At 71.7% G+C, this 18,402-nt stretch carries 13 protein-coding genes; 2 read left to right on the top strand and 11 right to left on the bottom strand.

Features of this window, described 5'->3' with window-relative positions:
• Nucleotides 1–31: 31 nt before the first annotated feature.
• The 8 genes from ACFRMN_RS35425 to ACFRMN_RS35390 all read right to left on the bottom strand — a co-directional run bounded on the left by ACFRMN_RS35425 (nt 32) and on the right by ACFRMN_RS35390 (nt 12,592).
• Nucleotides 32–1,117 carry a hypothetical protein gene (locus tag ACFRMN_RS35425; protein ID WP_383027841.1) on the bottom strand — a complete coding sequence of 362 codons (1,086 nt, stop codon included), beginning with the start codon at nt 1,115–1,117 and terminating at the stop codon, nt 32–34.
• A gap of 27 nt (nt 1,118–1,144) precedes the next feature.
• Nucleotides 1,145–2,425 (bottom strand): TRAP transporter large permease subunit, encoded by a 1,281-nt coding sequence (locus tag ACFRMN_RS35420; RefSeq protein ID WP_383027838.1) that lies wholly within the window; start codon nt 2,423–2,425, stop codon nt 1,145–1,147.
• A 4-nt stretch (nt 2,426–2,429) separates the two neighbouring features.
• Nucleotides 2,430–3,068, bottom strand: coding sequence for a hypothetical protein (locus ACFRMN_RS35415; protein WP_383027835.1), 639 nt, complete (start codon nt 3,066–3,068; stop codon nt 2,430–2,432).
• On the bottom strand, nt 3,065–5,194 hold the full coding sequence (locus tag ACFRMN_RS35410; protein ID WP_383027833.1) for a hydantoinase/oxoprolinase family protein: 2,130 nt from the start codon (nt 5,192–5,194) through the stop codon (nt 3,065–3,067). Before ACFRMN_RS35410 ends, ACFRMN_RS35415 begins: the two co-directional genes overlap by 4 nt.
• Before the next feature lie 125 nt (nt 5,195–5,319).
• Nucleotides 5,320–6,933 (bottom strand): FAD-dependent oxidoreductase, encoded by a 1,614-nt coding sequence (locus ACFRMN_RS35405; protein ID WP_383027831.1) that lies wholly within the window; start codon nt 6,931–6,933, stop codon nt 5,320–5,322.
• A gap of 133 nt (nt 6,934–7,066) precedes the next feature.
• On the bottom strand, nt 7,067–8,167 hold the full coding sequence (locus tag ACFRMN_RS35400) for a LacI family DNA-binding transcriptional regulator (protein WP_383027828.1): 1,101 nt from the start codon (nt 8,165–8,167) through the stop codon (nt 7,067–7,069).
• A gap of 151 nt (nt 8,168–8,318) precedes the next feature.
• Entirely contained in the window at nt 8,319–12,155 is a 3,837-nt protein-coding gene (locus tag ACFRMN_RS35395) for a hypothetical protein (RefSeq protein WP_383027825.1), read from the bottom strand.
• Entirely contained in the window at nt 12,152–12,592 is a 441-nt protein-coding gene (locus tag ACFRMN_RS35390) for a hypothetical protein (RefSeq protein ID WP_383027823.1), read from the bottom strand. Before ACFRMN_RS35390 ends, ACFRMN_RS35395 begins: the two co-directional genes overlap by 4 nt.
• A 171-nt stretch (nt 12,593–12,763) precedes the next feature.
• Here ACFRMN_RS35390 and ACFRMN_RS35385 point away from each other — a divergent pair, with 171 nt between their 5' ends.
• Entirely contained in the window at nt 12,764–13,351 is a 588-nt protein-coding gene (locus tag ACFRMN_RS35385; protein ID WP_383027820.1) for a tetratricopeptide repeat protein, read from the top strand.
• Nucleotides 13,352–13,434: 83 nt separating this feature from the next.
• On the opposite strand, the gene ACFRMN_RS35380 is transcribed toward ACFRMN_RS35385, so the two are convergent.
• The 3 genes from ACFRMN_RS35380 to ACFRMN_RS35370 all read right to left on the bottom strand — a co-directional run bounded on the left by ACFRMN_RS35380 (nt 13,435) and on the right by ACFRMN_RS35370 (nt 16,932).
• On the bottom strand, nt 13,435–14,508 hold the full coding sequence (locus ACFRMN_RS35380; RefSeq protein WP_383027818.1) for a SagB/ThcOx family dehydrogenase: 1,074 nt from the start codon (nt 14,506–14,508) through the stop codon (nt 13,435–13,437).
• A gap of 44 nt (nt 14,509–14,552) precedes the next feature.
• Nucleotides 14,553–16,724: a TOMM precursor leader peptide-binding protein gene (locus tag ACFRMN_RS35375; protein ID WP_383027815.1), complete on the bottom strand. Its 2,172-nt coding sequence runs from the start codon at nt 16,722–16,724 to the stop codon at nt 14,553–14,555.
• An 88-nt stretch (nt 16,725–16,812) separates the two neighbouring features.
• Entirely contained in the window at nt 16,813–16,932 is a 120-nt protein-coding gene (locus ACFRMN_RS35370; protein WP_383027812.1) for an azolemycin family RiPP peptide, read from the bottom strand.
• A 550-nt stretch (nt 16,933–17,482) separates the two neighbouring features.
• Between ACFRMN_RS35370 and ACFRMN_RS35365 the strand changes: the two genes are divergently transcribed.
• Nucleotides 17,483–18,388 (top strand): class I SAM-dependent methyltransferase, encoded by a 906-nt coding sequence (locus ACFRMN_RS35365; protein WP_383027810.1) that lies wholly within the window; start codon nt 17,483–17,485, stop codon nt 18,386–18,388.
• Nucleotides 18,389–18,402 lie beyond the last annotated feature (14 nt).

Genomic DNA, 18,402 nt, shown 5'->3' with positions numbered 1-18,402 from the left:
GCCGCACCACGGCCCGTCCGGCGACGGTGGGTCAGCCGCGTGCCACCGCGATCGAGCCCTGAAGCCGCTCGCCCGCCTCGTAGATCATGTACGGCACCCCCCGGTCGGTTCCGAAGCTCGGCGAGGCACTGCGCCCGTTGTCCGGCGCGCTGTTGGCCGAGTCGTAGAAGAGACCGAGATGATTACGGCGGCTGAAGTCGTTGCCGACCTCGGTGATCAGCAGATTACCGCCGTTCTCCTTGCCGGTGTTGTAGACGACGTACGTGCTGCCGTTCCGGCTCAGCAGGTGCGGGCCGCCGATGTTGTTCGCCCCGACGTCGGAGTGGCGGACGAGCGGCTGCTGGTCGAACGTCCAGTCACGGCCGTCCCGCGACCAACCCCAGGCGATGTCACGGTGGTTGGACTGGTTGTTGAGCATGAAGAGCATCACGTAGCGCGCGTCGCGCGAGGGCAGGTCGTGCCGGAAGACGCGCGCGTACGAGGTCTCGCTGCTGCCCGCGGGCAGCATCGCGGTGGTGAGCACCACCTTGTCGTACGTGAAGGTGATGCCGTCCTTGGAACGGGCGAGGCGGGTCGTACTGTTCTCCCCGTGGAAGTAGAGCCACATCTCCCTGACGTCCTCGTTCCACAGGACGTGTGGCGAGGCCACATGGGAGACCTTGTAGTGCGGCTGCCAGTTGTTGGAGACGATCGGGTTCGCGGTGTACTCGGTGAACGGCCCCTCCAGCGAGTCGCCGTAGGCCAGGCAGATACCGCCTGGCGCGTCGTGCGGGCCGTAGTAGAGGTAGTAACGGCCCAGCGGGTTGGCCAACTTGTCGTAGACGCCCCGGACGCACGGGAAGATGATCTCCCCGGTGGGGTTGTACTTGAGCTGGGAGGGCGTCAGAAGCGTCTTCAGATAACGGTAGTCGGGGAATCCACCGGGCGCCGCGGCGACAGCGGGTGCCCCCGCCGGGGCAGGGGCGGCGGTCGCGCCGCCCGCCGTAGCGCCGGTGGCTGCCACACCGGAGGTCACCGCCGCGGTCGCGACCGCGGCGCGCAGGAAGACGCGCCGGCCGGGGCGCCGCGGCTCAGGCGTGTCGTGCCGCTGCTTCGGGTCGCTGTCGTGCTGTGTCATGTCGTGCTCCGTCCCGGGAGTGAGAGATCACAGATAGCTGGCGGCGGTGACGCAGAATCCGCCGAGGGCGACGGCCCAGACGTACGGCAGGGTCCGCAGCATCACCTGCTGCGGTGTGACTCCGGCGTACTGCGCGCTCCACACGGTCTGGGTGCTGGTCGGGTCCGCCACACCGAAGACCTGGTTGTACGAGGTGGCGAGGCCCAGCACCGCGACGGCCGGGTAGATGCCGGCGGCGATGAGGACACCGGCGATGCCCGCGCCGAGGCCGTAGACGTTCAGCGGGCCCCGGTAGAGGCAGAGCGGTACGAGCAGGGTGAAGACCACGACGAACAGCACCGGGTTCTGCGGGCTGACCGCCTTGATCAGCGGCTCCAGCGCCTCCACGGCGCCGGGCAGCTTCACCGCGGCGAGCAGGATGCCGATCGCGATGAAGAGCACGATCGGCGCCGCCGCGATCTCGAAGGCGCCGTACAGGGTGCGCAGCAGCCGCTTGCTCATCTCGCCCGGCCGGGTGGTGGTGATCAGCGCGTACAGGACGCCGGCCAGCATCGACGGCAGGATCGCGACATCGAGACCGAGGGCGAGGATCAGTGGTACGAGCGGGGTGAGCAGCGCGTACCACGGGGCGTCGCCGAGCTTTTCACGGCGCGAAGTGGACTTCGGGGAACCGGATTTGAGCGACCACGCGTGTTCGACGCCCCGTCGTCGCGTCTCGATGAGGACGAAGAGTACGGCGGCGGCCAGCGCGAAGGGGAACAACTTCATCATGAAGCCGCGCACGGTGTCCACGGGCAGTTCGAGCGCGGTGGAGAAGAACTGCCAGATGGGCAGTTCGAAGGGCATACCGGCGGCGATGCCCATCAGGATCGTGCCGGCCGCGGTGACCTTGGGTATACCGACGGCGATCATGGCGGGTATGCCGATGATGCCGGCCAGCATCGCGGCGGGCGCCGAGCCCGTGACCGTACCGACGAGGGTGGAGACGGCGAGGACGCCGAGGGCGACCACGACCGGTCGGTCGCCGCCGAACTCGACGATCTTGCGGACGAGCGTGCCCGCGATGCCGGTCTCGTCGAGGAGCTTGCCGAGCCAGGAGCCCAGCAGGATCGCGATCATCGTGGCGGCGAGGGCCGGCGCGCCTTCCTGGACGACCGTGTCCAGGACGCTGCTCTCGCCGGTCAGCGGGGCGCCGGCGAGGAAAGCGATGACGACGGCCAGGATGACGAGGGCGAAGGCGGTGGGGAGTCTGCGGGTGAGCATCGCGGCGACACCGGCCGCCATGACGAGAAGGATGACGACGCCCATGGGGTTACTTCTTTCTTCCGTGCGGGGACCCCTGCGAGGACCCGTGCGGCGATTCGGCCGCGGTGGCCGTGGCCAGGGCTGCCGTCAGCAGGAGCGGGCTGCGGCCGAGGCCACAGACCGTGCGGGCGTGGGCGTGGGCGGCGATCTCGTCGGCGCCCGCGACATGGCCGTACAGGCGGTGGCGTCCCGCGCGCAGCACGACGTGGCCGAGGGACCGCTTCAGGGCCGTCTTCGCCGGTCCGTGGTGGAGTTGTTCGTGCACGGCCTCGTGGGCGATCGCCGCCGCCCGTACCGACCCGGCCGGATACCAGTGGCGCCAGCCGAGGCGGTCGATCAGCTCGTCGGCGAGGGCCAGGGTGTCGGTGAACAGCTCGACGGTCGGGACCGGCCTGGAGGTGTAGCGGGCGAGGAGGCCCTTCGCCAGGCCGTCGCCGCTCTCCACGACGTGGGGCGCCCGGGCGACGGGGGCGAGTGAGGCGCCGAACTCGTCGGCGGCAGAAGCCCATTGACGCAGCAGAGCGGGGTCGCGGCTCTCGTGCGTGGGGGTGTTCGCGAGCAGCCGGACGTCGAACTCGATGTCGTCCGTCGCTTCGAGTGCCTTGATCGCCGCGAGCTCGGCACGGTCGGGCAGGGCGACTGTCATGAGCGCACCTCCAGCACGGCGATGACCGGCTCGTCGGCGGCGCGTGCCCGCAGTTCGCTGCGGGCGAGTGCGAGCAGCGGCTGCGGGTCGAGTACGCCGGAGAGGTCGGCGATCCGGGAGCCGAGGAGCAGCCGCAGGGCGGGGGCACGAATGCCGCCGTCGCCGTACGACGTGGCCTCCCGCACCAGCCCGGCGAGGACTTCGGGCGCGCGGCGGACGGTGGTGGTCTCGACGCGGGCGTCGGGCGCGTGGAGCCGTACGACCCCGTCGGCGTCCACGACGCGCACCGGGTGGCGGTCCGGGCGGAACCGGCGGTGCACGTCGGTGCCGTACACGGTGTGCGCGGGGGTGCCCGCGAGCACGCGCACCGACGCCGGGTCGGTCTTGAGGCTGTCGGCGGCGGCGCGCAGCCGGGCGGCCTCGTCGGCCCGGTGGGCGCGGTCCTGCGTACGCAGCTCGGTGGCGCCGGTCGCGACGGCCCGCACGGTGCTGGTCTGCGGGTCGACGGTGACCTCCACCTCGACGCCGTCCGCGGCCGCGCCCTGGGCGACGACGGCGGCCTCGGCCTCGGCCCGTACGGCGAGGATCTGTTCCTGGCCGGCGCCGGGGATGATGCGTTCGATCTGCTCGCGGATGAGGGCGAGGGCGACACCGATGGGGCTGATGACCTCGTTGTGGCGCGCGATCCTGCCCTCCTGTCCGGTGACGGCCGCGAGGTGCGGGGTGACGGAGGCCGCGCCTCCGCCGCCGCCGACGAGCACGGCGGTGTCCTTGTCCAGGCGGTAGTCACGGATCATCGCGTCGACCACGGACTTCACCTGGTCGGTGCCGGCGTCCAGGACGCGGGCCGCCGCCGTGGCGACGTCCGTGCCGAGCGCGGCGGCCAGGGGCGCGATCGCGGCCTTGGCCACGGCCGGGTCGCAGTGGGCGAAGTCCCCTTCGGGTACCCGGCCCAGCGCGTTGGCCGCGCAGGTCATGGTGATCGCGAAGCGTCCGCCGGCGGCGTCGAGCACCGCGTAGTCGGCCGGGTCGTCGTCCATCGGCCTGATCGTGCTGACCTTCGCGTCCCGCAGGTCGTCCAGGGTCGCGAAGCAGGCGTACGGCAGTCCCGCGATGTGTGCGCTGCGCGGTCCCGCGCCGGTGACCTTGCCGCCGCCGACGCGGACCATCGAGCCGCCGCCGACACCGACGGTCCTGACGTCGAGCGCCGACAGGTATGACGTCTTGCCGAGGATGGTGGCGTGCCGGACGGCGACCTTGCCGCGCCGTACGACGCTGATGTCTGTGGACGTGCCGCCGGTCTCCAGGAACAGGCCCTCGCTGACGCGCTCCTGCATGAGCGCGCCGGCGACCCCCGCCGCCGGTCCGGACAGCACGGTGAGCAGCGGCCTGCGCCGCATCTCGTCCAGCGACATCACTCCCCCGTCGCAGCGCATCACCATCAGTGGCGCGCTCACGCCCGCCTTGGTGATGGACGTGTCGACCAGGTCGGCCGTGGCGAGCATGCGCGGCAGGATCGCGGCGTTCACGACGGCGGTCCTGGTCCGCTTGTGGAGCCCGTACAGCGAGGTGATCTCGTGCGCAGCGGTCGTCGGCAGACCGCGCTCCTTGGCCACCGCGACGACCGTGTCCTCGCCTTCGGGGCGGTCGACGCTGAACGGCTGGCTGGCGACGACGACTTGGGCCCCTTCCCGGACGACCGCGTCGACGGCGGCGCGTACGGCGGGCGCGTCGTCCGGGTCGGCGACATGGGCGTAGGCGAGCGGAAGCCGCTTGCCGGGGGTGAGTTCGAGCTTCCGGAAGGCGGCGAGCCCTCGGGTGAACCCGGCGCTCGGACCGGCGCCCACACCGATCAGACCGACGGTGGCGACGTCGCCCTCCAGCAGGGCATTGGTAGCCTGGGTGGTGCCGTGGGCCAGGAAGGCCACGTCCTTCGGGGCGTGTCCGGTCTGCTCCAGCAGACGGTCGAGAGCTTCTACGATGCCGTGGGCGACGCCGTCCTCGTGATGGTGGCTGGTGGGGACCTTCACCTGCCCCAGGAGTCGCAGGGTCGTGGCGTCTACGGCCACGGCGTCGGTGAAGGTTCTGCCCACGTCGATGCCGACGCGGATGCGGTGGGTGTTCATGGCTTGGGCACCTCCTTGTGCACAGTTGGCATGGCGCGGGCGGTAGGCCGGGCGGGGCAGGTGGAGCTGCTTCTGCCCGGCTGTCCGCCGCCGTTTTTCTGTCGCCGTCGTTCTGTCGGGCGATGTCAGTAGCCGCGTACGTCGGGCCAGTGGCGCTGGACTCCTTCGCGGTCGAGCAGCCGGGCGAATTGGTCGAACCGTTTGTCCTCGGCCTGGACCTGGCGCGGTTCGACGCCCTCGGCGACACAGTGCGCCGCCAGCGCGCCCGCGACCTCGCCGATGTTCCATTCCACCGGGTGGAGCCGGTAGCAGCCGTTGGTGATGTGGGTGGTGCCGATGTTCTTTCCGGCGGGCAGCAGATTGCGGACGCGGCGCGGTACGAGGGCGCCGAGGGGGATCTCGAAGGGCACGGAGCCGATGTCGATGTAGTTGTCGCCGCCGGTCGAGGGGTGCAGGTCGATGCGGTAGTTGCCGACGCCGACGGAGTCCCGGTAGCGGGTGCCGCCGTAGGGGCCGACGATGTCGATCGCGACATCGTGCTCGGTGACGGTGGTGACGGCCTTGATACGGCGTGACTCGCGTACGTACGGCGCCTTGGCCAGCCCGTCGGCCGTGCCGGTGACATCGGGACGCAGCCGGAGTCCGGGGAATCCCGTGCCGCCGTCGGCGCGCGGCGCCTCGGTCTGGAGCCAGTACAGGACCGAGAGCGACAGCTGGCGCGCCTCGGCGAGCGCGGCGGCCGACGTCTCCTCCCCGGCGCCGATCAGGGGCTTCAGCCAGTAATCGTTGAGGGGCCAGTTGACGAGGGTGATGTCGGAGTCGAAGGCGCCGGGCCGGTGCAGCTTGCGGGCCAGGATCCGGCGGAAGCCGAACAGCTCCTTGTCACCCGCGTCGGCCGACTGGTCGGCGGTGACGTCGAGCGGGTCGAGGTCCGGGTTGGGGACGAAGGTGCGCGGTACGGCCTCCAGGGTGCGGGGGTCGGGCGCGAGGAAACCGAGCAGCGGTCCGGGCCAGAAGTCCGGCCGGTAGGCGCGCCAGAAGTCGTAGTCGGCCGGCCGGCTGATGGTGTGGTCCTCGCCCTCGTGGTGGGAGAGCGCGAAACACACCGTGATTCCCTGCTGGTTGAGGGGCGCCGCCTCCTCGGGGGCGTGCGGCTCGTCGAACTCGCTCCGCGCCTCGGCGCCGATCGTGTGCTCGACCCCGGCGAGTTCGAGCAGTTCGCCGGTCTCGGTGGCGTCGATGACGTAACGGGCGCTGATCGTACGGCGGGTGCCGTCCCGCAGGTCAGTGAGCGTGACGGACCGTACGGTGTCGTCGTCGCCCGGCTCGGCGGCGACCGGGCGGTGTTCGGTCAGCAGCGTGAGCCGGCCCGAGGAGCGGTGCGGAGCGAGCATCGCCTCCAGGACGGCGAGGGCGACGCGCGGCTCGTGGCAGAGCTTGCTGACGCGGCCCGCGCCCGGGTTGAGATCGGTGAGGGCCCGCGCCTCGGAGCGCAGCGGGTACCACTGGCGGTAGTAGTCCCTGATGGACTCGCGCAGCGTACGGTACGAGGCTGTGGTGCCGAACTGCTCGACCCACGGGTGTTCGTCCGGCGGGACGGCCTGGGAGGTGAGCTGGCCGCCGATCCAGTCCGTCTCCTCGGTGAGGACGACGGTGCGTCCGGCCCGGCAGGCGGCGAGGGCGGCGGCCACGCCGCCGAGCCCGGAGCCCACGATGAGGATGTCGGGTGCGGATGTCACGGATCTCCTTGAAGTGCGGTGTGTGCGTGGCGCGGTTGACGCTTGGTTTGCGGTTGGTGGTGCGGGTGGGTGGCCGGCCGGCGTCGGGGCGGTACGGGCGGTGCGGTGTCGGACGGCTGGACGGCTGGACGGGTCAGTGGTGGACGGGTGGCGTGCCCGCCGTCGTGCCGGGTCGGAAGGCACAGGCGACCAGCGGTTCCACGGCCTGCTCCCCCGCCACCAGCGCGGCGAGCATCCGCACGGCGGCGGCGCCCAACTGCGGCCGGGGGATGTCGAATCCGGTGGGCGCCGGACCGTCCGACAGGTCCGGCGGCGGGCTGCCGAGCAGCGCGAGCGACGCGTCGCGCGGGCAGTCGATGCCCACGAAGTGCGCGGCGCCGTGCAACGCGCGCCAGGCGTCCCCTGTGTCGGTCTCCTCTGCGACGAACGCGGTGACGCCGTCGTCGAGCCAGCCGCGCAGCCGCTCGGCGGTGAGGTCGTGCTCCGGGGCGGCGGAACGGAAGACGGCGGCCGGGCCGCCGGGCAGTCCGGCCTCCTCCAGCCCCTTGAGGAAACCGTGCTCACGGTCGGTGGACGCGGCGGCCTCGTCGTCTTCCCGTACCAGCACGATCCGCCGGTGGCCGAGCCCGGCGAGGTGCGTGACGACTTCCTTGCTGGCGCTGACGTAGTCGGCGCCGACCCACGCCAGTCCCTCCAGCTCGTCCCTGCGTCCGAGGTGGACCACGGGGAAGCCGTCGGCGACCAGGCGGAGCAGTTCGTCGGCCGGCGCGTGGCGGCCGAGGAAGAGGCAGCCGTCGGCGAGCCGCACCCGGTTGAGGGCGTGCGGTCCGGCGGCCCCCGCGCCGCCCGTGCTGGAGCCGGTGAAGAGCACCAGGTCGTAGCCGCGTGCCGCGGCCTCCTGCTCGACACCGACGAGGAACGGGTAGTACGAGTGCTGCACATCGGTCGGGAAGGTGGACGTGAAGCTGAAGACCCCGAGCAGATTGTTTCGCGCGGCGGCGAGGCGGCTGGCCGCCGGGTCGGGGACGTAGCCGAGGCTGCGTACGGCGTCGAGCACCTTCTGCCGGGTCTCCTCGGAGATCGTCGCGCCCTGCTTCCGGGCCCCGAGTACCAGCGAGACCGTGGCCTGCGAGACCCCGGCGAGCCTGGCGACCTCGGCCTGGCGCGGTCGCGACGTACGGCCCGCGGGGGCGGGGGTCCGGCCTGGCCGGGCCCGCTTCCTGGGTTCCTCCACCGTGTTCCTCCGGATCGTTAATGCGTATTAGTAATGCGCATTAACGAGTACTGTGGACCTCCGGTGCGCGCCGGTCAAGAGATCGCCCGATACTTCTTTCGCACTCCGCCACGGCTCTTCCGGGAAATCGACCCGCCTCGGCGTGGTGCGGTCAGGGGCGGGAGGCGAGGGAGTGGGCCAGCCGGAACAGATCGCGCAGCCGGGGATCGGTGCCGTTCGCGCGGGCCAGGGCGTCCCGCTCGGCGTCGCCGAAGGCGGCGAGCGGGCGGTGCAGCAGCGCGCCGGGATGATGCAGGTCGTGCACCCTGGTCAGCCACGCGAAGGAGCGGCGGCGCAGCGGAGCGGTGACGTCGAGTTGGCCCGCGTACGCGACGTACCGCCCGCCCGGCGCGGCCGCCACCGCCTTGAGGTGACCGGCGTCGCCGACGACTGCGGACGGGGCGGCGACCGGCGCCAGACCGTCGGCCGGGTCGAAGAAGTGAACGCGGTCCTCCGAGCCGGCCTTGCCGCCGACCACTCCCCAGGCCGGCACGGCGAACAGCTCGGACAGCCGGACGGTGTCCCGCCGGGCCACCGGCTCCAGTTCGGCCCCGCCCAGTCGCCACAGCATCAGACCGCCCTGGTTCCCCGCCGTCACCAGCAGGTCCTCGTCGGCGAAGACCAGATCCGACACCTCCGCGTGCCCCTGCGGCACGGTGGCCGCGGCCAGTGCTCTGGTGAGCGTGGAGTCGGCGGCGATGAGGCGGTGGCCGTCGCACAGGACCATCCGGTCGCCGGACGGTGTCACCGCCATCCGGTCGCCGCGGGCCAGGGCCCAGTCCCGGAGGTCGACCTGACGCAGCTCGCCCGTACGGCCCAGCACGAACGCCGCCGGGACGAGCGCGAGGCCGACCACGCACCCGCCGACCGTGGCGGCCACGCGCAGACCCGTGAGCCGATCGCCCTGCGCGAGAACCCGGGTGCCCCCCGGCCCGTGCCGGACGAGCTCCGCCTCCGCCCGGCGCCCCGTGGGCCGCCGCACCGCGACCACGTCGTCGGTGCCCAGGCAGGCGAAGGACGCGTGGCAGACGGGACCGCGGTACAGCACGGTGCGGAGGCCCGAGTCCACCTCAAGGGTCTCGATCGTCTCAGCCGTTCCGCCGTCGGGTCCGTCGGGCCCGTCGACCACGTGGGCCACGGCCAGAACGCCGCCGCCGTGCGCGAAGGCGCCGTACGCGGCCGAGTACAGGACGAAGTCCTCGGGCAGCGGCCGCGTGGCCCCCGCCGCGGCGCCGGCGATCAGCGCTCCGGCGCCGCGCGGCGAAGTGGCGCGCAGCCAGGGCAGCAGCTCCCGGTCCGAGAGGGACGCGGGGGACCAGCCGCGCCGGGGCATCCGGCGGACCAGCCGCACGGCGTCGGCCAGGGGCGCGGCGCAGACGAGTTCCCAGTAGGCGGGCCAGTCCCGAAGCCCCGCGAGCCGCTTGGCCTCGGCGCGCAGCACGGCGGACGACAGGGCGTGCGCGCGGCGCGGGTGCGGCTGCCATCCGTACACGGTGATGGTGGCGGCCGGGATCCGCCGCACGTGGTCCAGGTCGACCCGCGGGGACCGGGCGTCGGCCTCCGGATCCTCCGGCAGGCCGGCGTACCGCCGGGCGTCGTTCTGCGCGTGCAGCGCGCCCAGCAGTCTCATTTCGTATGTGGCCGGGGCCGCGTCGGCGAGCCGCCGCAGCAGGGCGATGGCCTCCTCACCGACCGCCATCGCTTCGCCCGGACGGCGCGCGTCGATGAGGGCGGTGTGCAGATCCATCAGCGAGGTCGCAGAAGCCTCGGCGTAGTGCTGTGGACTGGCCTCGGCGAGACGCCGGCCGATCGCGGCCATCTCCCGCGCCACGTCGACGGCTTCCGCGTGGCGGCCGTCGGCGGACAGCTGTTCACGGAGCCGCGACAGTGACGGGACGAGCGGCGTGTCCTCGGGAAGCGCGCCGTCGGCCACCAACTCCCGGCTCAGGGCGACCGCTTCGCGCAGCGCGTCGGCTCCGGCGGGCGGACGGAATGTCAAGGACGCCCCATTGGTCAGGGCGATGGCGAGCCCCCGGCGGTAGCGCGGGTCATGGGCCACAACGCTCCGGTAGGTCAGCGTCGCCCGCTCGTTGGCGCGGTACGCATCCTCCCAGCGCCCTGACAGCTCCAGGCTTCCGGCGAGATTGGCCAGTGCGGTGGCCAGGTCCGGCGCATGGGCCGCCCAGTCCGTCTCCGTCAGGCGCTCGAAGATGTCCACCACTCGCCGCTGAGTGCTCAGCGCCTCGTCCGGCCGACCGAGTCGGGCCAGCTGGCCGGCGACATTGGTGAGGGCGCGGCCGACGTGCTCCTCGTACCGCTCGGGGTCGGTGGCGGCCAGGTCGCCGAAGAGCTCCGCACCTCGCTGCGCGGAGCGCAGGGACTCCTCGGAACGGCCGAGATCGTTCAGGTTGTTGCCGTGGTTGACGAAGAGCCGGGCCTGCGCGGCAGGGTCGTCCGTGGCGGCCAGCCGGTGCTCGAACAGCCGGACCATGAGGGCCGCCCGCCCCACGACCAGGTCCGCGGGGACCGGATCGGGCACCTCGGCCGCGATGTCCTCAAGGAGGCCGGGCTCGATGGTCGCGAGGTCCGCGAGGGCGGTGAGCGCCGCGCCCCCGGCGGCGACGCCGAGCCCGGGATCGGCGGTCAGCAGCGGGTACAGACAGGTGGCGCCGACGTGCGGCCAGCGGCCCGCCGCCGTGGCGAGCGCCGTGACGGTACGGGCGGGACCGCCCCCGCCGCGCAGCACCGTGGCCGCCGTGTCCGCGGCCCAGGGCTGCGCGGGGTAGTCGGCGGGGTGGCCCGGCAGTGTGAGAGCGACGAAGTCCTCGGCGAGACGGTCCGGGTACAGCGGCTCAAGGACGGTGTCGTCCGCCGAGTCGGGCGGCGGATAGCACACGGCGTGATCCGCGAGCACGGTCGTCGTGCGATGAGCGAGCCGCAAGGCGTCGACCAGGAGCGTGCCGCGTCCGGTCGGCTGGGATCCGCCCAGCGAGGCGGCGAAGACCACCCGGTTCATCACGGCCGGCGGGACGGTGACCCGTCCCTGGCCCCGCTTGTCGTGCAGCAGGGCCCAGCCCAGTTGCTCACGGTCCAGGAGGTAGACGGTCAGCCCCGCCAGATCCCGCGGGGCCCGGCGGCCGGCGGCCAGGGCGTCCACCGCGACCAGCGCCGCCATGTGCACGGCGAGTGTGAGCCCGAAGTCCGGGTGGTTCAGGTCGGGTTGCCGGGCCGCCGGGGCGATCCCGTACCGGGCGGCGAAGCTGTCGCGCGCCGCCCGGAACATCGCGCCACGGTCGTCCCCGCGCTGCCCCTGCTCCCCCGCCACCGTGAGGGGCCCCAGCGCCTGGGCCGACACGTCGACCTCTTCGTTGGCCAGTGCGGCGCGCAGCGCCGGCCAGGGATCGGTGCTGCGTGCCAGGAGCAGGACCCGCGTCGGCACCTCCGGCTGGTGCAGCAGCGCGTTGCTCAACAGCCACGTCAGACTGGTGAGCGGCCAGCGGTCGGCGTAGTCGACCAGGACGAGCAGCCCCGCCGCGCCGTCGAGGCGCAGGTCCTGGCTTCCCGGCGGCGGCAGTACGCTGCCCGGCCCCTCGACCGCGGTGGCCACCTTCCAGCCCCGCGTGTCGAGTTCGTGCGCGAGTTGGTGCGCGAGCCGGGTCTTGCCCTGGCCGCCCGGCGCGTGCAGCCAACGCGCCGCCCGCCGCGGCCCCTCGACGCACCATGACCGCAGTGCCGACAGCTCGCTGTCGCGGCCGGTGAACGGGGCGACGGCGAACCGGGCGTTGAGCATCCGGCTGGGCTGCTGTGTCAGCCACGCGGCCTCGGGCTCGGGGGCGGGCGACCATTGTTTCAGGAGGTACAGCGGGGTGCCGTCGCCGAAGACGTGGATGTCCGCGCCGATGGCGCCGTAGGCGAATCCGCCGGTGGCTGTGACGTGCTGGGTTGTCACGTCACCGGGCCGCCGCGGCCGGACCCGGGCTCCTGGTGGATGATCACGTCGCCGTGCTGCACACCGAACGCCTGCGCATGGTCACGTGCCTCGATGTGCTGTACCCAGGGCTGCTCGGAGCGGGGCAGCTCACCCTTCAACCGCTCCGTCAACTCCCGTACATCATCGATCACTTCGGGGTGGTCCCGCAGGAACTGCTCCAGGCGCAGCTGCCAGGCGGGCCTGAGTGTCCGCCGCGCCGTGTCGGGGTCGTCCGCGGCCCCGACCAGGGCCGCTTCACCGTCCAACTGCGCGGCGAGTCCGGCCTGTTCGTCCTCGTTCCCACGGCGCAGCACGCGCAGCATGCCCGTGCGCGCGGCCCCCCAGGCGTCCGTGGCCATCGCCGCGACCAGCGTCGTCGACGCGGCCGTGGCGACAACCGCCAGGGATTCGATCATCGGCTTCCTCCCACCGCTCAGCCCATGTGCTCCCATCGTGCCATCAACCCGAGGGCCGGAGGCGCCCCGCGACCGTAAAAACCCAGGTGCAGCACCTGCGCACCTCTGCCCCTCAACACCCTCTCCCCTTAGGCTTGTTGACGGAACGGTCGGGCGAGGAGAGGGGCCGCCGTGTGGAGGCGCAACGGTCGGCAGCGCAAGAGCCTGCGCAGGCAGATGCGCACGGCCCGCGCCCTGTTCGACGAGGGAGCCCTTGAGCAGGCCGAGTCGCTGATACGCCAGCTGGTGTCCGACTGCGACGACGCCTTCGGCACCGACAACCCGGAGTCGATCGGCCTGCTGAATCTGCTGGGGTCTGTCCTCTACCAGCAGCGCAAGCTGTCCGCGTCCGCGGCCATGCACAGCGAGGCCGTGGACCGGGCGGCCCGGGTCCTGGGTCGCGACCATCCGGATACCCTCGGCTACGCCCACAACTACGGTGCCGCGCTCGCCGTCCAGGGGCGTACGTCCGACGCGGTCGCGATCCTGGACGACACCCTGCGCCGCCGCATCCGCCGGCTCGGCGACGGTCACGAGGACAGCCTCACCACCGCCAGCACACTGGGCATGACCCTGTTCACTGCCGGGGCCGTCACCGACGGTCTCAGACTGCTGCGCCAGGCGTACGCCGCCAGCCGACGCCTGCCCGACGGACACGGGCTCCGCGACAACATCGCCCAGAATCTGCGGATCGCACAGCGCAACGCGGGCGGTCGATGAACCGGTGCCCAGCGGTTACGGGTGGCCTACCGCGTGGCCGGGGCAGCGGGTGCGGCCGCTGGAGTTGTCATCCGGTCAGCCGTTCAGTCGGCCGGGAGGTCAGCCGGTGTCGGAGCGGTGGTGGTGGCAGAGGGGTCCGGTAGGCCCAGCGCCAGGTTTCCCACGTGCAAAAGCCGCTGGTCGTAGGAGTGGAGGAAGGGAGCCATCACCGGCACCTCCATCCGTCCGGTCGGGCAGGACGCCAGGCCGAGATCGGTGGCGGTCAGGCACATGGTCTGCAGCAGACAGCCGGTGTCGCGATAGATCATGCTCAGCGCCATCCCCGCGTACTTCCAGCCCGTACGGTCCGCGCGGGAAGCGAGATAGAGCCCGGCCGGGGGCGCCTCGTTCAGCAGCGCCGGGAGGGTGATGGTCCGCTGCTGGAGCGCGGCGAGGTCGTCGTTCCAGTCGGACAGCCGGTGCAACGCGTGCTCGAACGCGTCGTAGTGGTACGCCCCGGGTGGTAGGTGCTCCACGTCGCGGGCGATCAGGTAGATCTCCAGGCTGTGCCGGGCGCCCCCGGACGGCGCGGGGCGCTGCGTCTGCTCGTAGGATCGCGGTGGCAGGTAACCGCGCACCCGCGCGGACCGGTCCAGGAACGCGGCGAGGAGCCTCAGCGGCACCGGGTCGGCGGCGAAGTCGCGGATACTGCGCCGCTCGTTGAGCACCTCAGCCAGCGTGCGGCTCGGCAGGTCGCGGGCGTCCGGCAGGGATACGGTCCCGGTGGCCTCAGGGTGGCGGAGTCGGGCGGGGGGCGGTGTGCCGCGCTGCGTGCCGGGCAGGGGTCCGCGCCCGGCCTGCGCGTGGCAGGCGCGTTCGTACGGTGTCAGGCCGTCGGCTGCGGGGGCGGCGCCCTCCTTGTCGTCGTGGCGGACGATGCCCGCGGAGGCCAGCCGTTCGAGTAGCGTCCGGGTCGTTTCGGCGTCCGCCCGGTGTGGCCACCGGGCGTTGAGTTCGTCCGCCGTCAGTGGGCCGTCGAGTTGCTGGAGCAGGTCGACCAGTTCCGGCTTGGCGACGAATTTCCGGCCGCTGCGGGAGTCGACGAGCACGGATCCGGAGTGGTCGTCCCACTCCAGCAGTAGGTCGGGGTTACGGCGGAAGAGCGTTCGCGTGTCCACGCGGGTGTGGTCCTTCCTGAGCGGGTCCGGTGCCTCGGGGGGTCTCAGAGGAAGGGCAGCGGCAGGGGGTTGAGATCGTCCTCGCTGAGGGGGGTCGCGCGAGCGCCCATCGCCACCGGTGCGTGGAAGACACGAGGGCCACCGCGCCGGTGGAAGTCGCTGCGCAGGGTGATGGGGCACAGGCCCGGCACCAGGGAGCGCACGACCGACACACCGCACTCGGCGACGTCGATGGGAGTGATGTCCACGCTGATGGCCTCGTAGCCACTTGCCGCCAGGCGCCGGACCGCTTCGTCGACGTCCGCCTGGAACCCCTGGGAGGGCCTGGGCTGCGGGACGGGCCGTGAGGGACCGTCGTGCCAGAACTCCAGGTGCCGCGCCCGGTCGTGGTCCCAGTAGTAGAGGCTGAAGTCCCTGAGCGTGTCCAGCGCGGCGTCCGCGGCGGGGATGCGGGCACCCGCGTCGAGCTCTTTCTGCCAGGTGGCGGCGCCGGCACGGCCCAGACACGCTTCTTCGAGGGCGCCGAGCAGGGCCGCGTGCGGGTCCAGGTCCGCCCGGGCGGCGTGTACGGTCACCGGCCGCCGTTCCGTGTCTTCCCGGCAGCGGATGGCGAAGGCCGGGATACCGAGGTCGGTGGTGAGGTCCTTGCCCGTGACCGCGACGCCGGCGGCGGTGAGCTTGTCGACGATGCGACGTGGTACTCCGTCCGGCAGGCTCGTCAGGTCCAGATTGGGCAGGGTGAGGCGGTTCTCCCAGAACACCACGCTCGCGTCCCGCTCGACAACCTCCATCAGCCCGGCAAGTACCGCGTGTTCGTAACAGCTGCCCGCGGCCAGCCCGGTGGAGATGGGGTCGAACCATGCCCGGTGGTTCTTGGGGAACCGGTAGGGCAGATAGACCGCGCAGGCCGGTACGTACCGCGTCTTGCCCGTCGTCAAGGAGCGTCCACGCACCCAGTCGATCTCGGTGTCCGGGGCGAAGGGGCCGTAGCGGGGGTGGTCGGCGTACTCCTTGGCTGAGCCCAATGGCAGGTCACGGGGGTCGATGGCGTCGTCGCCGAGGTCGCTGAAAGAGGCTCGCACAAGCTGGTCGCGACCATAGACTCCGGCCGCGTAACGCTCCATTGTCTCGCCCACGGCGCAGACCCGGGCGGTGACCGGATCGCTCTTGACGGCACCTCCACGTGCTTCGGCATCCACCGGGGAGAACCAACTCGTCGTGGTACGTCCGGCGGTGCGCGCGTACGTCGTGTCGCCTTCTTCTCCGGCCCCGTCGTCCACGCGGAGTTCCAGCACCAGTCCGGTCAGCGGGTCGACCGCACCGCGCATCCGCTCCCAGCAGGCGCGGACGCCGGTGTCGCCGGGGTCGTCGCGCCGTGGCGTACGGGCGCGTGAGGAGCAGCCGGGACAGCCGGGAGTATGGAACAGGGCGTGCCGGGTGCGCTCCAGTTCCTGGTGGTCGAACTCGACGAGGGTCCCCTGCTCCGGTCCTGGCCGGCCGCCGAGGAGCCTGAGGGTCTCGTGTGCCAATAGCCCGGACGCGATGGCGGTGGTGGGCCACGCCTCGCTGTCGGCCGCCCCCAGCAGCACGTCGAGCGGCAGATCGGCCACCGCCTGCCAGACGTGGTTCGCACGGATACGGCGCACGAGACACACCGGGCAAGGAGTGTGGGGCGGTGCGAGAACGGCGGACAGCAGCCGCTTCGGGGTGCTCAGACAGACGATGAGGGGGATGCCGTTGTCCATCGACACCTGGGCCCATCGCTGGAGCTCGGGCTCCGGCAAGGACAACGGCAGGACCGCGACGGCCGGGGCCTGGGCTCCGGCCTGTGGCGCCTCGGCCGGGGCCACACTCACTCCGGCCCGTCGAAGCAGCGACGAGACGCCCTCCCCGAGAGCACCGCCGTCGGCGACGGCCACCACGTGATCCTCGAATCCGTCGCCACCCGAGGCATACAGCGGGTGGGCCTCCCGCTCACCCCCTTGGTGGACCAGGCCGCGGGCGTGGAGCCCTTGAACCACCCGCTCGGGGAGCGCGTCCAGGGGGAGATTCCCGTCCCTGTCCTCCCGGGGCTCGGCCAGAGAGGGCGGCAGCCGCAGCATGCCGGTGCTCGCGCAGACGTACAGGTGGTCGCCGCGCGCGACGAGCCGGACATCGCGCCGGGTGGTGAGCGCAACGGACGGTGGTGCGAGCGAGGAGGCAGCGTGTGTGTCCAAAGCGGTCCGCCTTCTTGATGGAGCGTCAGGGGTGAGAGAGGGGCACCCTCCCGCCAGTGGGGCGGCGGGAGGATGCTTCTGGCGCTACTTACTCGTCCTCGACTTCGGTGTCGGCCGCGGCGACGGCTGACAAACAGCTGTGCCCGGCAAAGGTCTCCTCCGCCTTGGGCAGCGCCATCTCCTCGAACAGTTCGTCGTTCTCAGACATGCTTCTTCTCCTTCCTTGGACGACCCTCCATCTGGACGCGTGCGTCTGGGCCTGCCATGCAGTACCAGCACACACGCAACTCCATTACGCGTGAGGCCAGTTGATATGTCCAGAAATCGGCCTACTCACCACTCAGAAGGCTGAAATGTATGAGTATTCGTCACCCGGGTCCGGTGGGGGCACAGCACACTTCGGGGTGTTTCGGGGGCCCTTGAACGATGCCCACCTGTTCGGGTGAATCCGATTGGCTTTTCATACAGGGGGCGATCGTCGACTGGATAGTGATGAGTCCGCGGGATGTCCGGCGTCGGATTCGGGCCGGACATGCCGGGCCGATCAATCCCGAATTCCATTCGCGCCATCCGACAAGGCATGGCCTTGGGAGCACGACAGTCCGTACACGGGCCCCGCCCCTCAAAAAGGGACGTGGACCGGATCACCGAACCGAACCGCACGCGGCCGGAACAGGCTCGTGCGTTCGCCGCGGATCCATTCTTCGTATTCCTCTTCCTCGCTGTTCGTGGTCTCAACTCGCCTCAAGGGAGGACACATGGTCGGCACAGCCCATCGGAACACCGGTGTGGAAGGCGTGGAAGGCGGTGTCGGCCTGACCGCTCTCCTGGTCGCCGCGGCACGGGCGATCGAGACCCACCGCCGCGACAGCCTGGCACGGGACGTCTACGCGGAGCACTTCGTGCTCGCCGCACCGGCGTCCGCGGGCTGGCCGGTCCGCATGCAACAGGCTCCGGACGGGGACGCGAACCCGCTGTGGGGGCGATTCGCGCGTTATTTCGGTCTGCGGACGAGGGTCCTCGACGACTTTCTCCTCCGGTCGGTGCACGCGGACGCCCGCCAAGTCGTCCTGCTCGGGGCGGGGTTGGACGCGCGGGCGTTCCGACTCGACTGGCCTCCCGGCTGCGTGATCTTCGAGATCGACAGGGAAGGCGTACTGGCGTTCAAGCACAAGGTGCTCGGCGGGCTGTCGGCCACCCCGAAGGCGGCGCGCGTACCGATCCCGATCGATCTGCGCGCCGACTGGGTCGGAGCGCTGACCGACGCCGGCTTCGACACGGCCGCATCGAGCGTCTGGCTGGCCGAGGGGTTGCTCTTCTATCTGCCCAGCGCCGCCGAGACGTATCTCATCGACACGGTGGACCGGTTGAGCGCAGGGGGAAGCGCTCTGGCGTACGAGGTCAAGCTCGAAAGGGACTTGCTGGAATACCGCGACAGCCCGCTCTACACCTCGACGAAACAACAGATCGGCATCGACCTGCTCAACCTGTTCGACGGAGAGCCGCGGCCCGACTCCGCGGGTGATCTGGCGGGCAAGGGCTGGTCCACATCGGTCCACACCCCCTTCGAGTTCACCCGTCGGCATGGACGCGGCCCGCTGCCCGAGCAGAACGACGCGTTGGCGGGCAACCGGTGGGTGTTCGCGAACAAGCCCCGGCCCTAACGCTGCCGTGCCCG

Origin of the sequence: Streptomyces sp. NPDC056835 (genome assembly GCF_042789485.1) — a bacterium.
Lineage (GTDB): Bacteria > Actinomycetota > Actinomycetes > Streptomycetales > Streptomycetaceae > Streptomyces.
The sequence above is the reverse complement of the archived record's forward strand: the minus strand, read 5'-3'. Positions and strand labels throughout refer to the sequence as shown.